The sequence below is a fragment of the uncultured Chloroflexus sp. genome (genome assembly GCF_937951745.1).
GTDB lineage: Bacteria > Chloroflexota > Chloroflexia > Chloroflexales > Chloroflexaceae > Chloroflexus.
In genome coordinates, this window is sequence record NZ_CALFBQ010000001.1 from 63,957 (window position 1) to 82,492 (window position 18,536).

Annotated in this window: 15 protein-coding genes; 8 read left to right on the forward strand and 7 right to left on the reverse strand. The window is 60.6% G+C overall.

Features of this window, described 5'->3' with window-relative positions; genetic code table 11:
- Positions 1-7: 7 nt before the first annotated feature.
- On the reverse strand, positions 8-3,157 hold the full coding sequence (locus Q1A59_RS00280) for a S8 family serine peptidase (protein ID WP_299643312.1): 3,150 nt from the start codon (positions 3,155-3,157) through the stop codon (positions 8-10).
- Positions 3,158-3,805: 648 nt separating this feature from the next.
- Between Q1A59_RS00280 and Q1A59_RS00285 the strand changes: the two genes are divergently transcribed.
- The 3 genes from Q1A59_RS00285 (at position 3,806) to Q1A59_RS00295 (ending at position 6,022) form a co-directional block, all read left to right on the forward strand.
- Complete coding sequence (locus tag Q1A59_RS00285; RefSeq protein WP_298482624.1) at positions 3,806-4,522, forward strand: hypothetical protein; 717 nt, start codon at positions 3,806-3,808, stop codon at positions 4,520-4,522.
- 89 nt (positions 4,523-4,611) lie between these two features.
- Positions 4,612-5,025 carry a hypothetical protein gene (locus tag Q1A59_RS00290; RefSeq protein WP_298402235.1) on the forward strand — a complete coding sequence of 138 codons (414 nt, stop codon included), beginning with the start codon at positions 4,612-4,614 and terminating at the stop codon, positions 5,023-5,025.
- A 334-nt stretch (positions 5,026-5,359) separates the two neighbouring features.
- Positions 5,360-6,022 carry an SOS response-associated peptidase gene (locus tag Q1A59_RS00295; RefSeq protein ID WP_366144845.1) on the forward strand — a complete coding sequence of 221 codons (663 nt, stop codon included), beginning with the start codon at positions 5,360-5,362 and terminating at the stop codon, positions 6,020-6,022.
- Between the two features lie 224 nt (positions 6,023-6,246).
- Here Q1A59_RS00295 and murA read toward each other — a convergent pair whose 3' ends face one another.
- Positions 6,247-7,539, reverse strand: a complete 1,293-nt coding sequence (gene murA, locus Q1A59_RS00300; protein WP_298402232.1) for a UDP-N-acetylglucosamine 1-carboxyvinyltransferase — start codon at positions 7,537-7,539, stop codon at positions 6,247-6,249.
- 118 nt (positions 7,540-7,657) lie between these two features.
- On the reverse strand, positions 7,658-8,719 hold the full coding sequence (locus Q1A59_RS00305; RefSeq protein ID WP_298402230.1) for a hypothetical protein: 1,062 nt from the start codon (positions 8,717-8,719) through the stop codon (positions 7,658-7,660).
- 136 nt (positions 8,720-8,855) lie between these two features.
- On the opposite strand from Q1A59_RS00305, the gene Q1A59_RS00310 reads away from it, so the two are divergent.
- Genes Q1A59_RS00310 through Q1A59_RS00320 form a run of 3 tightly spaced genes read left to right on the forward strand, consistent with a single transcriptional unit; the run spans position 8,856 to position 12,993 of the window.
- Positions 8,856-9,206: an STAS domain-containing protein gene (locus Q1A59_RS00310; protein ID WP_298402228.1), complete on the forward strand. Its 351-nt coding sequence runs from the start codon at positions 8,856-8,858 to the stop codon at positions 9,204-9,206.
- Positions 9,172-10,002 carry an anti-sigma factor antagonist gene (locus Q1A59_RS00315; protein WP_298402227.1) on the forward strand — a complete coding sequence of 277 codons (831 nt, stop codon included), beginning with the start codon at positions 9,172-9,174 and terminating at the stop codon, positions 10,000-10,002. The genes Q1A59_RS00310 and Q1A59_RS00315 overlap by 35 nt, the downstream gene beginning before the upstream one ends.
- Positions 10,003-12,993: a SpoIIE family protein phosphatase gene (locus Q1A59_RS00320; RefSeq protein ID WP_298402225.1), complete on the forward strand. Its 2,991-nt coding sequence runs from the start codon at positions 10,003-10,005 to the stop codon at positions 12,991-12,993. It begins immediately after the preceding gene.
- Here Q1A59_RS00320 and Q1A59_RS00325 read toward each other — a convergent pair.
- The 4 genes from Q1A59_RS00325 to Q1A59_RS00340 all read right to left on the reverse strand — a co-directional run bounded on the left by Q1A59_RS00325 (position 12,977) and on the right by Q1A59_RS00340 (position 15,921).
- A complete protein-coding gene (locus Q1A59_RS00325) occupies positions 12,977-13,804 on the reverse strand; it encodes a carboxylesterase (RefSeq protein ID WP_298402223.1) in 828 nt (275 codons plus the stop codon). The genes Q1A59_RS00320 and Q1A59_RS00325 overlap by 17 nt on opposite strands.
- On the reverse strand, positions 13,797-14,579 hold the full coding sequence (locus Q1A59_RS00330; protein ID WP_298402222.1) for a ComEA family DNA-binding protein: 783 nt from the start codon (positions 14,577-14,579) through the stop codon (positions 13,797-13,799). Before Q1A59_RS00330 ends, Q1A59_RS00325 begins: the two co-directional genes overlap by 8 nt.
- 125 nt (positions 14,580-14,704) lie before the next feature.
- The gene (locus Q1A59_RS00335) at positions 14,705-15,565 is read right to left on the reverse strand and encodes a deoxyribonuclease IV (protein ID WP_298402220.1); all 861 of its coding nucleotides are present in this window, start codon (positions 15,563-15,565) and stop codon (positions 14,705-14,707) included.
- 158 nt (positions 15,566-15,723) lie between these two features.
- Positions 15,724-15,921 (reverse strand): DUF2256 domain-containing protein, encoded by a 198-nt coding sequence (locus Q1A59_RS00340; protein WP_298402218.1) that lies wholly within the window; start codon positions 15,919-15,921, stop codon positions 15,724-15,726.
- Between the two features lie 138 nt (positions 15,922-16,059).
- Between Q1A59_RS00340 and Q1A59_RS00345 the strand changes: the two genes are divergently transcribed.
- Both Q1A59_RS00345 and Q1A59_RS00350 read left to right on the forward strand, forming a co-directional pair.
- Positions 16,060-16,695 carry a ComF family protein gene (locus tag Q1A59_RS00345; protein WP_298402216.1) on the forward strand — a complete coding sequence of 212 codons (636 nt, stop codon included), beginning with the start codon at positions 16,060-16,062 and terminating at the stop codon, positions 16,693-16,695.
- A 126-nt stretch (positions 16,696-16,821) separates the two neighbouring features.
- Complete coding sequence (locus tag Q1A59_RS00350; protein ID WP_298402214.1) at positions 16,822-18,516, forward strand: methylmalonyl-CoA mutase family protein; 1,695 nt, start codon at positions 16,822-16,824, stop codon at positions 18,514-18,516.
- Positions 18,517-18,536 lie beyond the last annotated feature (20 nt).

An 18,536-nucleotide genomic window follows, 5' to 3' on the forward strand; every position in this document is an offset into this window, starting at 1 on the left:
TTACCGATTACCGAACAATAATCGCGCTGGCTTCGCGACCACCCGGCGCGAAGGAGTACTGCAACAGGATGCCGGAGTCGGTTACATCAGCCGGGGCGTTGAAGCGGTAGACGGTGGTGTTGAGCGTACCGTTGGCCGGCACCACCCCGCTGCCTATGTCGATGTCGAAGCGCGGCGCGCCGAGCACCGTGCTCATGCCCTCAATTTTGCTCAGCTCAAGGCCAGTGAAGTAGTTGTCGTAGGTGTAAGCAGCGACGTTGATCTGCTGGCCGAGCGCCGTGACACCGATTTGGCTACCGCACAACGTGACCACGGTGTTGGTGCTGTTGGTGGCGTGGTTGGTGAAGAAGAAGGCACTGTAAGGGCCACTGAGCGGGCCAACAAAGAAGGCGTTGCGGCCATCACTGGCAAAGCTTCCCACTTCCGCCGTGTAGCCAACGTAGTCTGGTGTACCGTCGCGGTTGGTGTCGAACAGCAGGTCAATCTCCACCGGATAGTTGGAGTGGGTGATGGTCTGGTGGGTAGTAATGGCAAACTGGATGACGGGGCTATTCCCCGGGCAGACACCGGGGATGTCGAAGGCGCGCACGCCGACGTAGCGCAGATCCATCGGCGGCATCTGCACGCCAGCGCCTAGCGAGGCAGTGACGGTATCATTGCTACCGATTAAGGTGAATGGCTCAACCGATACCGGGTTAGCGCCGGTATTCGTTAGGGTGGCAGCAACCGGAGTGGTATGGACGCGGACGGAAGCCGGGGCGCGGACATTCCCTGAAGCACGCGGCAGCACGTGCCACGGCATGGTCAAGTCGTTGGCCGTGCCGGGGGCATCGAGCACCAGATAGCCATCGTACTCGACAGCGGTCAGCGCTGCGCCATTGCCGCCATTGCTGCCCGAATTCAGCGTCCACGCCGGTAGTTTGGTTGGGTCAATGTTCAGCGTGAGGGTGAAGGTGCGGCGGCTGCGCGGCGGCACCGTAATGGTGCTCACCGAGGTACTCGGCGTCACCGCGCCGCTAGCTGCATCGTTAGCGAAGCGGAAGGTTGGCGTGATGGTGTAGGTAAGTGGCGTGTTGCCGTAGTTGCGCACCACGATCGTGCGGCGGAGCCTAGTCGGGTTGCGGGTGGCTTCGACCAAGCCAAACGAGATCGTCGCAGTGCCATTCCCTAGCTCCCATGCGCTAGCTTGGGCTGCAATCGCCCGATCCACGCGCACCTCGCCACCGCCGATGCGGGTGATCGGCGCTAGCGCTGGGCCAACAAAGGCTGGTGGGCCGTTGAAGATGTTCGTCTCGGCCGTGTTAATCAGCCGTGCCTTCAACTCCCATGGCGAGAGGCTCCAGTCAACCGCATTGTAGAGCAGTGCCGCTGCACCAGAGACCATTGGAGCTGCGCCTGAGGTACCGCCAAATGGCTCAACACCAGTGCCGCTGCCGGCCACGGCCGAAATCGATGCGCCGGGAGCGCCGATTTCCGGCTTGATGATCTGGGCATACATGATTTGGTTACCGTAGGTCATCTGCTGGCCGGCGGTTGGCCCGCGGGATGACGTGCCGACGACGCTGCCAGCGTTGCTGGCCGGGTTAGCGAAATCAATCGTAACTGGGTTGCCCACCCGGGCCTTCAACGCATTGCCGGCGGCCTGCGTAATCGACAGCACCGGCACGGTGGGGTTGCCGCCGCCGAAGCCGAAGGTAGGCGGCACTACGCCGGCAACGTTGTTAGCCACGATCACTGCGGCGGCGCCAGCGGCGGCGCCGTTCGTGCCTTTGATGCTGATCGCGCAAGTGCCACGGTCAACCAGCAGAATTTGACCGGTTAGTGAACCGGGCGGGTAGGGTGTACAACCAAGGTTATTGCCCGGCGCCGGGAAGTAGACCAAGGTGCCGCTGACCACCGTGTTCGGGATCGGCGCCCACGGCTGGGCGACGCCGAAGACGGTGGTGCTAAGCACAGTAATCGGATACGACGCATCGCTCGGTACTGCCGTTTGCGCCACCGAGAGGGCCGTGCGCGCGCCAGCCGGCGTGCCAGTGATATAGGGCCGGTCGGCGCTGTTGCCGGCTGAAGCCACCACCAAAATGCCGAGTGGCTCTAGGTTGTCAACCGCAATTGCCGCGTCGTCGTCATAGTTCTGACCATACGATACACCCAGCGACATATTCACGATGTGCATGCGGTCATCGGTGACACCATCACCGTTCGGGTCAGCCACCCAATCCAACCCTTGCAGAATGGCGACGCCGCTGCACGACGGCGACACCGCCGAGCAGACTTTCACCGCAAACAGATCGACTTCTGGCGCTACTCCCTGCTCGCCACCGATGATGTCAGCGACATGAGTGCCGTGACCACCGGCGCAGGTGCCACTGCTCAGGCCAACCACACCGCAGTCAATCGGATCGGGATCGGGCATGAGCGGGCCATTCGGCCACACCTCGCCGACAAAGTCGTAGCCGCCCTTTACCCGATCGGTCGGGAACAAACCATCAAGCGTTGTGTTCCGCGAATCGGATGGACTCGTGCCATAGGCGGCCTGATACGCTTCGAGGGTACCGGGGCCGCCAAAGGCAGCATGGGTGTAATCGATGCCGCTATCGAGTACGGCTACGCGCACATCTTTGCCGCGGTAGCCGGCAGCTTGTACCGCTGGATTCGCGCCAATGTAGGGTACCGTCTCCATCGGTGGTTGGGTATCACGCTCGTAGTTCACGACCGGATTGATCCGCACCACTTCGACATCGCGAGCCAAGGCCGGCAGCGTCGCGCCATCGACCTCGACAACCACTGCATTGAGTGCCACCCGCAGCCGGGCCAGCTCGGTCAGCGTCGGATCAATTGCGCGCAAACGGGCCAGCACGCGCTCGTGTTGCTGGTTAATGCGATTGAGTTGGGCGGCCTGCGCAGCGCCCTGCGGCACGCGCGCGGTAGGATTTTCACTGAGACGAATGACAACCTCTTGGCGTCCGGTGGCGTTAATGAGGCTGGGAGAGAGCGGGATGGGTGAGCGATCAATGGTAAGCGGTTCTTCTAGCCGAAATGCATCAAGATTAGGGATTGGGCGGGGCGGCTGCGCCGCTGATGGCGCAATCAGCGCAATCGTCAACGCTACGCTGATGGCGATTGCAAAGAGATGGCGTTTGGTCATGAGTTTCATAAACTCCTCAGCTCCTAAACAGAACAACATCGCGACCGAAAAGGGGTTTGTGCGGCCATTTCGTCATTGAAATCGCTACAAACGCATCCCTCCTTTCTCAACCGCTGCACTGGCAAGTGACACGAGTGCTGCTAGTCAGATATGCAGCAAGGCGCTGACAACAATCCTTTCGCTAGTGCGCTTGGTCTATAGCCGCAGTGGATCAAGGATGTCACTCAGCGTCTGGGCGCTTAATCTCGTGTAACCGTACAGTGTTCAAAAAGGCAACTGGCTTAATCCGGGTGGGGCGCAGGCGGAGCTGAGGCAGGAATGGCGCATACCAACCAGCAAGAGCACACATTGCTCGCGGCCAAACTCAGCAACGACGATGCTGGCTTGATGGGCTGAGGTAGATTAGGTCATTGGCAAAGAAAAGATTAAGCCCACTAAACATATCTGTCAAGCGGAATTGCGTGGCAACCTGTTTACAAATCGTTCATTTATCGGCGGCCTAAATGACAGCTTGTTCATCTCGCTAATTGTACCGGCCAGCAATGATGTGGTCGGCGAACGCCAAACCACTGGCTGTAAACCAGTTGCCCTGCGCCGGTTATGGTCCAAGCTTTGTGCTATACTGCTACCAACATGATTTCGTTGCGGAGGTTCCCCGTGTCTGGTATCGATACCTTGTCAGTCGTCATCTATGCGAACGATGGCGCCCGGCTCGAACAGGCGGTATCGGCTGTCACTGTGGCGGCAGCGCGCTACAGCACTGATCACGAGATGATAATCGCCGCCGGGCCCGCTGCGGCAGCGGTTGCTGCGCGTATTGCTGCGGCTCGCCCGCCAGTGCATGCTACCTATCACGTTCAGCCGCGCCGCCCGTCGTACCTGCTCCGCGATGCGTGCGGGTTGATCAGCGGTGATCTCGTGCTCGCGATCGACGCTGCGGCGCCGCCGTCAGCTTTGGCGATTGAACGGTTACTAGCTGCATACAATGGTCAGGATGTGTTGGTAGGCCGGCGCACACCGGCGCCGGCCCATCCGCTCTACCGAGCGCATACCGCGTTGTTGCGCCGGGTGTTGGCCAGTGATCAGGATGATCCCCTATTACCGCTGGCCCTCTTCCGCGCCGATTTGGCCGATCTCTTGCCGGGTGATGGCGAGCCGGCGCCGCCGCTGGCGCACCTCTACGCCGTGGCGCGCCGCCGGAACTATGTGACCGGCCAGATTGCGCTGCCGGCCCAGAGCATTCCTGTCCGCCCGTCAGGTGTTGCTGAGGTGGCGGCGCTGGTAGCCCAAGGCCCGGCTCGTGGCGCCCGGCCTGCCCTTGGTGCACTGGCGGTGGTTGCTAGTCTCTGGCTGTTGTTGCGCCGGCGACGGTAAGGTTGTTACGGGCCGGGGCAACGTTTTCATGGAGATCTTCGTCGTATCGCTGATGTCTGCCGGTAATCACGTAATTAAGGAGGAAGACGATGAGTCAGCCCGACCAGAAACCCGATCAGACCCCTGATTTGGGCGCCGAGTTGCGCGAATTGGGCCAGCAGATCGAGGCAGCGCTCCGTACCGCGCTTGAAAGTGAACGCGCTCGCCAGTTGCAGCAGGAATTGCTCAGTGGTCTGCGTACGATCGGTGAACAGGTGCAGGTGGCAGTTAAGGCAATCGCCGATAATCCTCGTGTGCAAGAGTTGGCTGAACGTGGCCAGCAGACGTTGCACCAGTTCCAGCAGTCGCAAGCGGCGCACGATCTCCAACAAACCTTGGTGCAGGGGATCGCCCAACTCAACGATCAGTTGGCTGAGTTTATCAAACGGATGCAGTCGCCTGCTGGCGGTGAACCGGCGACCGGCGAGACGACCCGCCTCGATCCAGACAAAGATGATTTCTAAGGCGGTTGTGATGAGTTGGTGCTCGCGATCATCGCACCTCTCTGGCCCGCGCTTCAACGGCGTTCAGAACCTGTGCGGGTGGTTATGATAGAGACTATCCCTGCCCCTTCCCCGTAATGTGGGCGAGAAAAGCGGTGCGTTAAGGGTTAGGACACGGTGGTAGCGGCTGTGCTGCAAGCGCGCTGTCAATTCTTAAACCTCCGCAGGGAACGGGGCCGGTGGTTAAAGGCCACCGATGCCGGTGCTTCCCGCTAGTATCCGGTGGCGCTTCTGTTGCTTCGCGTCTGCTTTGCTTGCGGCGGTGAAGCATCTCTACGAATCATCACTCAATGCCATGTGTGGTCGTTATACCTTAGCTGTTTCACCTGCTCAGCTCGCTGCCCGGTTTGGCGTAGCGCCGCTCGAACTCCAGCCACGCTATAATATTGCGCCTACCCAGCCGGCTCCGGTCGTGCGCGCAAGCAATGGCACGCGCGAATTGGCGTTGCTGCGCTGGGGTTTGATCCCGTCGTGGGCGAACGATGCCGCTATCGGCGCGCGCCTGATCAATGCCCGCAGCGAGACGGTGCTCGAAAAGCCGGCCTTCCGCACTGCGTTTCGCCGCCAGCGTTGCCTTGTTCCAGCTTCCGGCTTTTACGAATGGCAGCCCACTGTTGCCGGCAAGCAGCCGTTTTATTTCACGCCGGTTGATGGCGATCTGATGGCCTTCGCCGGTCTATGGGAGCAGTGGCGCGCGCCTAATGGCGCAATCGTCGAAAGCTATACCATTCTGACAACTGCTGCCAACGAGATCGTTGCCCCGATCCACGATCGGATGCCGGTGATCCTGCCGCCAGATCTCGATGCGCTGTGGCTTGACCCCACTGCCGACGCGGCCCGTCTCCACCATCTTTGCCTTGCCCCGCCGCCAGTAGCGTTGCGCGTCTATCCGGTGAGCAAGGCGGTCAATCAGGTGCGCAACGATGGCGAGGGCTTGATTCAGCCATACACCCCGTAGGTTCAAGAGTAGACAGAACGTATGAGCGTTGATGACTTTGCGATCAGCCGTTTCGCCCTCACTCCTAGCCCCGCTCCCGCGCCAATGGGAGCGGGGCTAGGAGCTAAGCTTTGAAGCATTATATAGCGATCAACGGTTATACTCGATCAAATGTTCGCTCTGATCTTCAAACCCCGTAGGATGATCGTATCGCAATCCCGCTAGGGGTGGGGCCGCCGCCACTATCATCCCCCCCGCACCCGTTCGATGCGGGCGCCGAGTGCGGCGAGCCGCTCGTCGATCCGTTCGTAGCCGCGGTCGATTTGGCCGATGTTGTAGATCACGCTGCGCCCTTTGGCGCATAGTGCCGCCGTGACCAGCGCCATGCCGGCGCGAATGTCGGGGCTTGGCAGGCCATCGGGTTCACCGTAGAGTTGTGATGGCCCGACGACTACTGCCCGATGCGGGTCGCAGAGTACAATGCGTGCTCCCATGCCGATCAGTCGGTCAACAAAGAACAGCCGGCTCTCGAACATCTTCTCGTGGATGAGCACGGTGCCGCGGGCTTGGGTGGCGATCACAATCGCCGTGCTGATCAGATCAGGGTTAAAACCGGGCCACGGTGCCGAGTCGATCTTGGGGATAGCGCCGTGCAGATCGTGACGCACCACCAGTTCTTGATCCGGCGGCACAATGATGTCGTCACCCTCCTCATACCACGTCACTCCAAGCCGTCCAAACATAATCTTGGTCATACGATGCTCGCGTGGGCGCGCGCCGACAATTCGCAGTTCGCTACGTGTGACTGCCGCCAAGCCAATCAGTGAACCAACTTCCATAAAATCGGGGCCGATAGTGTAGTCAGTGCCATGCAGCCGGCTCACACCCTCGATTTCGAGCAAGTTGGTGCCGATACCGCTGATCCGCGCCCCCATGCGGTTGAGCAAGTGGCACAAATCTTGCACATGCGGCTCCGAGGCGGCATTGCCGATCGTGGTATGGCCTTCGGCCGTCACCGCCGCGATAATCGCCTGTTCAGTACCGGTGACGCTCATTTCGTCGAGGAAAATATCAGCGCCGCGCAATCCGTCAGTGGTAAGAATATAGCTGGCCGGGGTGACTTCAATTTGTACTCCCAAGGCTTGCAACGCCAGCAGATGGGTATCGAGCCGTCGCCGTCCAATCGCGTCGCCACCGGGTCGCGGCAGGGTGACATACCCGCGCCGGGTGAGCAGCGGGCCGGCCAAGAGCGGCGAGGTGCGGATGCGGCGCGCCAAAGCGGTATCGGGTTCAACCGGCGCTAATCGCGCGGCGTGCAGACGCACTACATTCGGTTCTAGCCGCTCAATCTGCACGCCGAGGTGAGATAAGAGCGCCAGCTTGGTACGTACATCGCCAATGTCGGGAATATTGCGCAGCGTGACAGGTTCATCGGTCAAGAGGCTGGCAGCGAGTAAGGGCAGGGCTGCATTCTTGTTGCCGGCGGGCCGGATCGAACCCGATAACCGGTGGCCGCCTTCGATGACGAAATGATCCATAGTGTTCTTTCCTCGCGGGTTGAGTCAGATGATCCCTCATCAATAAAACGGCCCAGTGGGCCGTTTCTTCAGGCATTCCTCTGTGGCAGCTAGGGTTCCGCACGGTATCCTGAGGGAACTATGGGCGAGTGCGCCGGAATTTCGCTTGCACACCTTGCCAAAACCGTTGCCAACGGCTCATCTGTTGGGCACTCCTAGCCTGCGCGGCTGCGATCAGCTCGGCGGCTCGCGCGCGGCCTAAGGCTAACGCTTCGCGTCCTAGCTCCTGCAGGCGCGCTTGATCAACGATCTCGCCTTCGGCAAACCAACGCCATGCCGCCATACCGGTGGTATACGTGCCGGCATAGGCAATCGCCACCTTGGGCGCCACCCCCCAGATCGGGATCAATCCTACCAGTGCACGGGCCAGTTGCCGCCAGATAAACGCACCGCCAATGACCGGCAACACTTCGCGCAAGCGTTCGCGGATGTCAGGTGGCGCGCCGTAAGCGAGGCTGAGGCGATAAACCAGAATCGCTTGATTTTTAGTCAGCACCAGAATATCAGCGGCGGCAAAGGGGACATTAAAGATCGGGATTTGCGACGGCAGTGCAGTGGCTAACACATACGTCGCATTGGTAAATGAGACGCTGTTGATCAGTTGGCGAGCCACCGCAGCGCGCAGACCGGGCAATCGGCGCGCCGCCGCCAGATGCAACTCGCCGGGCAGCCGGTCAAGCACCGCTTCAGCCAATTGTGCATTGACATCAGGCGCATCAGGATCGGGCACGACCAACAGTCGGGCATGGGCCACCCGCGGGTGGAGCGGTCCGGCATCGGCGGGCAAGGCCGTCCCCCACACCACCACCACGGTGGGCAAAGCCAGCGCCGCCAACCGGTCGATGGTTGCTAATTCACGTGCCGAGAGGCGCGTGTTTCGGTCAAGCCCAAGCACAATTAGATCGACGCCGCGCAGTTCGTCGGGAATAATTGTCGTCAGGCTAGCGAGCTGAATCGGTGACGGCCCGGTCACGCCATACCGCTGCGGGCCGCTTTCGAGCCGGGTAGCGATCGTTTGGCAGACCCGCGGCGATCCTACGCAAACGATCGCCAGCGGGCGTTCGGCTTCGGCGCGGATGGCGGCGACATCAATTTCGCGCAAGGTATTGAAGGCAACGCTGAGATCGTTCCATTGTGCCATATCCGCTCCTCGATGGGCGCTCGCAACGTCATTATAGCATGGGCGGCAGCACATTCTGTTCAACCGGCAACAGTGTGTTATAATACCGTGCAGTCATGCGTAACGCGCCACCAGCGCCTGTAAGAGGAGGGACGGGATGGAACTGAATCACCGCCGGCTCAACCGGGTTGATCTCATTGAGGTCGTCGGGCGCGTTGACGCTGCCACAGCGCCGCAACTCAAGCAATTGATTGAGTCGATCTTTGCCGACGGTCGTTATCGCATTGTGTTGGATCTCAGCCGGCTCGAGTATATCAGCAGCCCCGGTTTGCGGGTGTTGATCGAAGCGCGCAAGAAGGCGCGCGAGTGGAAGCTAACCGATCTTGAGGGTGGCGATGTGCGGATCGCCAATCTGCCGCCCCGGATCAAAGAGGTGTTCGATCTCACCGGCTTTAGCTCATTGTTCGAGATCTATGGCGATACCGTCGAAGCCGTCGGATCATTCTAACCCCACCACCACGCCGGGCGCGCCAGTGTCCGGCTCTGCGATCGCCATGGATAGTATCACCCTTACCGCCGATCTCGATGCGCTTGCCAAGATTAGTGCGTTTATCACTGCCGCTGCCGAACGTTGCGGTCTCGATGAGCGGGCGACGTGGCAGGTGCAACTTGCCGTTGATGAAGCCGTGACCAACGTCATCCAGCATGCCTACGACCCTGACCAACCCGGCGATTTAACCTTAAGCTGGCAGTGCCGCGATCATCGTTTTATCATTACCGTGCGCGATCATGGTCGTCAGTTCGATCCGGCGGCAGTGCCGGAGCCCGATATTACCTCGCCGCTAGAAGAACGGCAGGTCGGTGGTTTGGGGATCTATCTCATCACTCGCCTAATGGATGAAGTTCGGTTTGAGTTTTCGCCTCAAGGCGGCAATCTGTTAACAATGGTCAAATATTTGCCGCACGATCAGCCTGATCTGCCTGATGAAGTGGTGGTCATCCCCATTGCTGATCGAATTGATGCGCTCACTGCGCCACGTTTGGTGAAGTTGGCCAACGAGCAGATTGCTAAAGGCGCACGCCAGATGGTGCTTGATCTAAGCAATGTCCCGTTCTTGTCGAGCAGTGGCTTGCGCGCGCTTCTCCTTATCCGCAAAGAGTTGATGACTCTCGGCGGCGAGTTGCGGCTGGCGTCGCTGCAACCGCAGGTGCAAGAGGTGTTTGCGGTCACTGGTTTTACGCAGGTGTTTAATATCCATCCGTCGGTGTCGGAAGCTCGGGCAGCGTTTTCGCAGAGGCGTTGAGTGGCGCGTGAACACCTGCTGACGTGGTATGGTCTGCTCGTCGGTGTGGTGGCGTTGGGCTGGTTGCTCATGCTTCCGGTCGCACCCGTCGCGCCGGCGCTGGTTGCGCTGTTTGCCATCATCGCCTTTGCAGTTGATCTGCTCGCCTTTCGCATTCCTCCCGCCGATGTCCATAGCCTTGCCCCACTGGTGATTGTCAGCGCCGGTTTGGCGTTGGGGCCAGTGGCTGGTGCGTGGCTGGCTGCCATCGAGGGTGTCCTTTCCGGAGTGGTGATCCTCTTGTTGACCAATCGCCCGCGCACGTTGTTTTGGTTGCTGGGCCGGCCCGTCTTGCGCGGTGGTCTGCGCGCGCTTGGCTTGCTGGCGGGCGCTTGGTTGGCCGCGCTGTTCAGCGGCCAACCGTTCACCAATCTACCCGCCGAGACGTTATTTGGCTGGACATTAATCACGTTTCCGGTAGTGACGCAGTCCGGGCGGGTGTTGCGCGAACTGTTGCAGGGTGGGCGCAGTGGCTTGGCGACGTGGTGGCGTTCGGCGTGGCGTGCTATTCTCGGTGCTGAGCTGGCGCCATTGCCGCTGGCATGGCTTGGCGCGGCGATTGCTCATGATCTCGGTTTGCTGCATCTGGCGCTGGCCGGCTTGGCCCTGATCGCATCGGCGGCTATTTTACGCCGCTCATCACTCAATCTCCAACGCCAACGCCGGTCGGTGCGCGAATTAGCCCGGCTCAACGAGGTAAGCCGGGCGATTATCCGCAGCGAACTCGATGTTGATGCCCTCTGCGAGTTGATCTACCGCGAGGCGAGCCGGATTGTCGATACCTCGTCATTTCATCTCGGCCTGTTCAACGGTCATCACTATACCCTGATGGTGCGAGTGCAGGATCGGGTGCGGTTGCCGCGCTTGACGGTCGATCTGTCGGAAAATAGTGGTCTGATTGGCTGGATCCGTGAGACTGGCAGAGCGATTCTGGTCGAGGATTTTACCCGCGAGATGGATCGACTGCCGGCCCGCCCCCGTTATCAGAGCGAGCGTCCGCCTCGCTCTGGGATTTACGTGCCGTTGATCGCTGGCGAAACGGTGATCGGTTCGATTTCGGTGCAGAGTTATGAGCCAGCCGCTTTTGATGCCAACGATTTGCGTTTGATTTCCCTGATCGCCGATCAAGCGGCGGTGGCGATTGCCCGCGCTCGCGCCTTCCACGAAGCGCGCCAGCGTGCCAACCAGTTGCAGGCGATTCGCGAGGTGAGCCAGCAGATTACCGCGATCCTCAATCTCGACTTGTTGTTACCCTCGATTGTGCGGCTTATTCGCGAGCGGTTTGGCTACCATCCAGTCCATATCTTTACCGTTTCGCCCGATGATGGCCGGATCTATTTCCGCGCTTCGACCGCTGATGGCGCCGATCTCGAACGGTTGCGCGCGCTCTCACTGCGAGTTGGGCAGGGGCTGGTCGGTGAGGCGGTGCAGCGCGGTGAGCCGCTGTTGGCCGGCGATGTGCTCAGCGATCGGCGCGTGATCCGCGATACGCTGCAAACCCGCTCCGAGCTGGCGGTGCCGTTACGCGTCGGCGCAACCGTGATCGGCGTGCTTGATGTGCAGAGTGATGAGCCGGATGACTTCGATGAAGACGATCTGTTTGTGATGCGCACGCTGGCGGATCAGATCGCGATTGCGATCGAGAGTGCCAATGCCTATACGGCCCAGCAGGAAGAGGCATGGACGCTCAATGCACTGTTACAGATCGCCGAAAACATTGGTCGAGCGACAACGCTGCCCGATCTGTTGGCGACGGTGGTGCGGTTGCCGCCGTTGTTGTTGGGTTGCCCGCGCTGCTACGTTGCACTGTGGGATCGCGAACAGGGTGATTTTGTGGTGCGCGCTGTCTATGGGTTGCCGGTGGCTGCCCGCGCGGCGCTCATTGACACACCGGCGCAGTCGCCCTTTCTGTGGCGTTTACGCGAACGTGCTACCGAAGCTGATCAACCGCGCCCTGAAATGCTCTGGCAAGCGCACGATAACCTTGATCAGTGGCTGGGCTTACTTGCGGTCGCGCAGAGCGGGTCGTTGGTCGGGTTACCGATTAGCGCGCGCAATGCATTACTAGGGGTGTTGGTACTCGATTACAATGACCCGTTTATCTCGCTGAGCGCCCGCCAGCAGAATTTATGCATCGGCGCAGCGGCCCAAATTGCCGGCGCGTTGGAAAGCTTGCTGCTCGCCGCCGAAGCTGCCGAAGCAGCCCGGCTCGAACAAGAGCTGCGCGTGGCCCGCGAGATTCAGCAATCGTTGTTGCCTACCCGTTTACCGGTAGCGCAGGGGTGGCAGATCGACGCGGCGTGGCAATCGGCCCGCTTGGTCGGCGGCGATTTCTACGATTTCTGGCCTCTGCCCGTTGGTGCCGATCCGCCGCGCGAATTGGGCTTTGTGATCGCCGATGTCAGCGATAAAGGTGTTCCTGCGGCTATGTTTATGACTATGGCCCGTTCGTTGGTGCGCGCTGCCGCCCTCGATGGATCGCCGCCGGCCCGCGCTATGGAACGGGCTAATCGCTGGCTCTACCGTGACTCCGAGTCGGGGATGTTTGTCACCCTCTTCTATGCCCGGCTTGATCTGGCCAGTGGTCGTCTGTGCTATACCTGCGCTGGCCATAATCCGCCGCTGGTTTATCGATCGGCGACCGGCGCAATCGAAGAGCTGCGCACTCCCGGAATCGCCCTCGGCGTGCTGGCTGAAGTGACCTTGCACGAAGCTGAAACCGCGCTCGCGCCGGGTGATGTGTTAGTCTGCTATACCGATGGCGTGACTGAAACGGTAAACGAGGTGCTGGTGCCGTTTGATGTGGAGGGGTTGCGTGCCGTTATCAAGACCTATGCCGCTGCGCCGGCAGGTGCGATCGTGCAAGCGATTTTGGCCGCGATTGCCCGCCATAGCCACGGTCAGCCGCCGTTCGATGACATCACCCTCATCGTTATCAAACGCGCCCCATAGCGACGGAGCGCCGCTCTGTTGCTGCGGGACGGCCCAAAAATCGCTCAATCCGCCGAAAGATTGCCTCGCGGTATGGCCCCTCCAACAGCAATTGATGGCCGGTTGCCGGCCAGTAGACGAGTTCGCAACGGGCACTGCCGATCCGAGCGGCAATCATCGCTGCGCTCGCCGGATCAGCAGTTGTGTCGCTCTGGCCGTGCATCAGCAGCGCCGGCGTTCGCACGCGTGGCAATACTTGTCCGGCGGCGGCTAGCGCCAAGCGTAGCTCATCAGCAGCAGCGACCGATACCTTCACCGATCGGCGCAACATTTGTTGGATGGCCGGGTCATCGAGGTCGAGACCGGGCTGGCGCCGCCAGATCGATGCTCGCAGATCGGGGCTGGTGAAATCGGCTTGGGCCAGTAAGTAGAACCATGGCGTCACGTAGCGGGCAATGCCTAACACATTGACCCGCCAATCACCCCCCAGCCGGTAGGGAGTCGCCAACATCACCAGCCGATGCACCGGTCGCTCGGCGGCAAGCAGGGCGGCAAGCGCACCACCGAGTGAAAATCCGATCACCGAGACGGTGGTGTAGCTGGTTGACAGGCGATCAAACGCATACTTGGCTGCGGTCAGCCAGTCAGACCAGCGCACCGGCATCAGGTCTTCGGGTTGGCCGGTGTGGCCGGGCAGGCGCATACCGAACACTGTGTAACCGGCGCCGGCGAGATGCTCGGCAAGGCTACGCATCTCACCGGGATCGCCGACGAAGCCGTGAATCAGGAGGCAGGCGTGCTCGCCGCGCCGCAACAGGTACGGTTCAATCATGCGATACGTAGACCAGTTTGCGGAAGGTATTGATATTGCGTTCGCCAATGCCGGCGATCGCCATAAGTTCATCAACGCTCTTAAATGGGCCGTGCGCTTCGCGGTAGGCAATGATCCGGTCGGCCAGTACCGACCCAATGCCGGGCAGCGCGATCAACGCCTCGCGGTCGGCGCGATTGATATCGATCGGCTCGATGCCGGTTGTCTCGGTGGTTGCCAGCGCAGCAGCAACCGACTCTTCCTCGTGGCTCGGCTCTGGCGCGGTGGCGACCGGTGTTTCGGGTGTAGCCGGCGCCGGCTCTGGGGCAGTCACCGCCGGAGTCGTCACGTCTTGAGTGATGGCAAGCGTGGCGTCCGTTGCCGCGACTGGTTCGGATGATGCTGCCTCAACCGGCTGGGGTGCGACCGTCTCACTTGCACCATTACGTGCAGTAGCCGTGAGTTCAACGGCTGCGGGACTGCGTCGCTCTGGCGGCGCTCCCCGATGGACGCGGGTAGCAACCGGGCGTGGCGCACTAGGCGTATCGCCGCTCGCAGGTGCGCTGGCCGGCGCAGTTTTGGGCGGCGCTCCCCGATGCACACGGGTAGCAACTGGGCGTGGCCCTGCACTAGGCGCCGGAGACGCGGCTGATGGGGGCATTACCGGCGCAGGCGGTGGGCTCGCTGGCGGGGTAAGCGGTAACGTGATTACCGTCTCGCTGCTGCTCTGCATCCGTCGCCAAATGAGGTACCCGATCCCGACAAGGAGAACGACCAACAGCAACTTACGCCACATAGCAGTCTGCCCCCCGTTTCGTATGCGCGGATCCAATCATTCTGTGTCGCAATGCTTGCGTGTGAGCTAGTGAAGTGCTCATTATGACAGGGCGCAAATAGCTTTCTTTAGAGTTGTGTCTATGACTATGCTGTGCTGATCTGTACGAGCGACCGCAGCAGGGCGAGATTCATCCGATCTTCGGCCATATCTTCGCCCTTGGGCGTCTCAATGATCATCGGTAGACCAGCGAAGCGTCGGTCGTTTACCAGCATACGAAAGGCTTCGACGCCGATGCAGCCTTGGCCGATATGCGCATGGCGATCGACTCGGCTGCCCACGTCCTTCTGCGAGTCGTTAAGATGAAAACACTTGACCCGTTCCAACCCAACCAGCCGGTCAAGTTCAGCAAAGGTGGCTTGATAGCTCGCTTCGTCGCGAATGTCGTACCCAGCGGCGAAGATGTGGCAGGTATCAACGCATACCCCTAACCGGTCGTGGTAAGGGATCAACTCAAACAGGCGGGCCAAATGCTCGAAGCGATAGCCGAGCGCCGTGCCCTGCCCGGCGGTCGTCTCAAGCAAGATCATCGTTGTGCCGCCGATCCCTTCCGTCAACAGACGATTAATCGCATCGGCGACGCGGGCCAAGCCGGCCTCTTCGCCAATCCCGGTATGCGCGCCGGGGTGGGTGACGAGGTAAGGGATGTTGAGCTGCGCGCAGCGTTCCAACTCGTCGGCAAAAGCGGCGATCGACTTTTCGCGCAGTTCGTCGGCGGGGGCGGCGAGGTTGATGAGGTACGAGTCATGAACGACGACCGGGTGAATGCCGGTGCGCTCCTGTTCAGCCCGAAATGCTGCCGCTTCTTCCGCTGGGATGGGTTTGGCTGTCCACTGCCGTTCGTTTTTGGCGAAGATTTGCATCGCTTCCAACCCCACTGATTCCCCGCGAGCAAATGATTTCGAGACGCCACCCGAAATAGACATGTGTGCGCCGAATCGCGGCATGGGTATCATCCTCATACATTTCCGCCGGCGAGTACCGGATATTGCAATTATATCACGGCTTGCCGGCAGTGTTTTTGCCTACCGTAGGAACCATTGTGGACACTGGTTTCGGCATGTTTATTTGGCATACCGCAGCGCCTGCGGAGGTCGCGGGGACTTTACCCTCTGCGGTGTATAAGGTTGCGTCGCCCGCTCTGCCGGCAGCGATCCGAGCAGTAGCGCACCTCTTCCCAGCAGCGCGCCCACTTTTTGCGCCATTCAAACGGTCTCCCGCACGCGGCGCAGATCTTGGCCGGCAGTTGGCCTTTGCGTTTGGGAGTGTTGGCTGTCGCGTTGGTGAGTTTGGCGCGGGCCATAGCGAATCCTTTGCCGATCTGTAACGGTTTCATATATAGAGCATGTATAGTGCGGGCCGTCCAGCGCTGCGCACTGTGAGCACGTGTATATGTGTGCCTCTGTTCATCGTCGTACAGATTTATCGCGGTGTCAACCCTATGCTTGAACGAATCCTCAACTGGCTCTTTCCCGACCGTTGCGCTGGTTGCCGGCGGCTGACCGGTGACCTCTTCTGCGCGGTATGCCGGGCGCAGTTACGGCCCTATCCGCCCTTCCCGCCGCCAGTCGGCCTTGACGCGGCGTGGGTGGCGTTTCGCTATGAGGGCGGCTTAGTTTCAGCTATTCACCAGCTCAAGTACGGTCGTCGCCGGCGGGTTGCGCACGTGCTCGGTGATCTGCTGGCCGCTGTCGCCGGCCCGCTCGCTGCCGATGCCCTGATTGCGGTGCCGCTGCACTCCGATCGGCTGCGCGAACGCGGCTTTAATCAGGCCGCCGAGCTGGCTGCGCGCTTGCAACGGCCCGGCAACCCGCCGCTGATCGACGGCTTAGTTCGGGTGCGCGCAACCAACCGGCAGGCCCGGCTCGCCGCCCATGACCGCACAGCTAATGTCAACGGCGCGTTTGTCTGGGTTGGCCACGCGCCGCCGCCGCCCCGTCTCATCCTAATCGATGATGTGCTGACCACTGGCGCGACCCTCGCCGCCGGCGCTGCCGCCTTGCGCGCCGCCGGCGCGCAATCGGTGACGGCGCTTGCCCTCGCCCGCTCGGTGATTGCCAAAACCGGTGTACAATAGAGGTGTCCGCGCATAATCTGCTGTCGTTCGCGAGCTGGCCTCGCCGGGCCGGCTCGATCAGGTGTACAATAGGTATTGTTGTGCATCTAGTTGCGGCTATCCACCATTCGTCTGTCAGGAGGGACGATGATGTCTGACATCGAGCAGCTTTCTGCCGCCCACCAACAATGGGAACAGCACTGTCTCTGGCCGGCCCTCAAGCGCGCCCCTGAACGCACTGGCCCGTTCATGACCACCAGCAGCGCGCCGATCGAACGGCTTTACACCCCGCTCGATCTGGCCCGCAATGGTATGACACCCACCGAACATTTTCTGCGCAACGTCAGCTACCCCGGCCAGTATCCCTTCACCCGCGGTATTCATCCCACCGGCTACCGCGGCAAATTGTGGACGATGCGCATGTTTGCTGGGTTTGGCAGTGCCGAAGAGACCAATGCCCGCTTTAAGTTTTTGCTCGAACAAGGCCAGACTGGGTTGTCGATCGCGTTTGATATGCCCACCCTGTACGGGCGCGATACCGATCACCCGCTGGTCGAGGGTGAGTTCGGTAAGTGTGGCGTGGCAGTCTCGTCGCTGGCCGATATGGAGATTCTGCTCGATGGGTTGCCGCTCGATCAGGTAAGCACCTCAATGACGATCAATTCGCCGGCGGCGATGATTTGGGCGATGTATCTGGTGGTGGCCGAGAAGCGCGGCATTCCGTGGACGCAGTTGCGCGGCACAATCCAGAACGACATCCTCAAAGAGTATATTGCCCAGAACGAGTATATCTTCCCGCCTGAGCCGAGCATGCGCTTGGTGGTCGATACCATTGAGTTCGCTTCGCGCCACGTGCCACAGTGGAACCCGATCAGCGTTAGCGGCTACCACATCCGTGAAGCTGGCAGCACCGCCGTGCAAGAGCTGGCCTTTACCTTGGCCGATGGCTTTGCTTACGTCGAAGCAGCTCTTGAGCGCGGCCTAGACATTGATGAGTTTGCGCCACGGATCAGCTTCTTCTTTAACGCCCACAACGACTTCTTCGAGGAGATTGCCAAATACCGGGCGGCGCGCCGGATTTGGGCGCGGGCGATGCGCGAACGGTACGGCGCAAAGAACGAGCGCTCGTGGTGGCTGCGCTTCCATACTCAAACTGCCGGTTGTTCGCTCACTGCGCAGCAACCCGAAATCAACATAGTCCGCACCGCGATTCAAGCGCTGGCTGCGGTGCTCGGCGGCACGCAGAGCTTGCACACCAATTCAATGGACGAGGCGCTGGCGTTGCCGTCGGAAAAGGCGGTCACGATAGCGCTGCGCACGCAGCAGATTATTGCTTACGAGAGCGGTGTAGCCAACACCGTCGATCCACTGGGCGGCAGCTATTTCGTCGAGGCGTTGACTGACCGTATGGAGCGCGAGGCGCAGGCGATCTTCGACGCGATCAATGCCCAAGGCGGGGTGATTGCCGCCATCCGCAACGGCTACTTCCACCGCGAGATTGCCGATGCCGCCTACCGGTATCAGCAAGAGATCGACCACGGCGAGCGGATTATCGTTGGCGTCAACGCTTTCCAAGATGACGAGCCGTTGGAGATTCCGATCTTGCAGATGGATCCCGAAGGCGAAAAGCGGCATCTCGAACGGCTTAACCGCGTCCGTCGTGAGCGCGATCAAGAGTTGGTCGCTCGTCGGTTGGCCGAACTCCGCGCCGCCGCGCAGGGCAACGAGAACATGATGCCAGCCATTCTCAATTGCGTGCGAGCATATTGCACTCTCGGCGAGATGTGCGATGTGCTGCGTGAGGTATTCGGCGTCTACCAGCAAGATACTGTGATTGTGTAAGCCAGTGATGGCCGAGCGGT

Excerpts from the sequence above, each read along its gene's own strand:
- Q1A59_RS00280 (WP_299643312.1), bottom strand. The coding sequence starts at position 3,157 with ATGAAACTCATGACCAAACGCCATCTCTTTGCAATCGCCATCAGCGTA.
- Q1A59_RS00290 (WP_298402235.1), top strand. The coding sequence starts at position 4,612 with ATGAGTCAGCCCGACCAGAAACCCGATCAGACCCCTGATTTGGGCGCC.
- Q1A59_RS00295 (WP_366144845.1), top strand. The coding sequence starts at position 5,360 with ATGTGTGGTCGTTATACCTTAGCTGTTTCACCTGCTCAGCTCGCTGCC.
- murA (WP_298402232.1), bottom strand. The coding sequence starts at position 7,539 with ATGGATCATTTCGTCATCGAAGGCGGCCACCGGTTATCGGGTTCGATC.
- Q1A59_RS00305 (WP_298402230.1), bottom strand. The coding sequence starts at position 8,719 with ATGGCACAATGGAACGATCTCAGCGTTGCCTTCAATACCTTGCGCGAA.
- Q1A59_RS00310 (WP_298402228.1), top strand. The coding sequence starts at position 8,856 with ATGGAACTGAATCACCGCCGGCTCAACCGGGTTGATCTCATTGAGGTC.
- Q1A59_RS00315 (WP_298402227.1), top strand. The coding sequence starts at position 9,172 with ATGGCGATACCGTCGAAGCCGTCGGATCATTCTAACCCCACCACCACG.
- Q1A59_RS00325 (WP_298402223.1), bottom strand. The coding sequence starts at position 13,804 with ATGATTGAACCGTACCTGTTGCGGCGCGGCGAGCACGCCTGCCTCCTG.
- Q1A59_RS00330 (WP_298402222.1), bottom strand. The coding sequence starts at position 14,579 with ATGTGGCGTAAGTTGCTGTTGGTCGTTCTCCTTGTCGGGATCGGGTAC.
- Q1A59_RS00335 (WP_298402220.1), bottom strand. The coding sequence starts at position 15,565 with ATGCCGCGATTCGGCGCACACATGTCTATTTCGGGTGGCGTCTCGAAA.
- Q1A59_RS00340 (WP_298402218.1), bottom strand. The coding sequence starts at position 15,921 with ATGGCCCGCGCCAAACTCACCAACGCGACAGCCAACACTCCCAAACGC.
- Q1A59_RS00345 (WP_298402216.1), top strand. The coding sequence starts at position 16,060 with ATGCTTGAACGAATCCTCAACTGGCTCTTTCCCGACCGTTGCGCTGGT.
- Q1A59_RS00350 (WP_298402214.1), top strand. The coding sequence starts at position 16,822 with ATGATGTCTGACATCGAGCAGCTTTCTGCCGCCCACCAACAATGGGAA.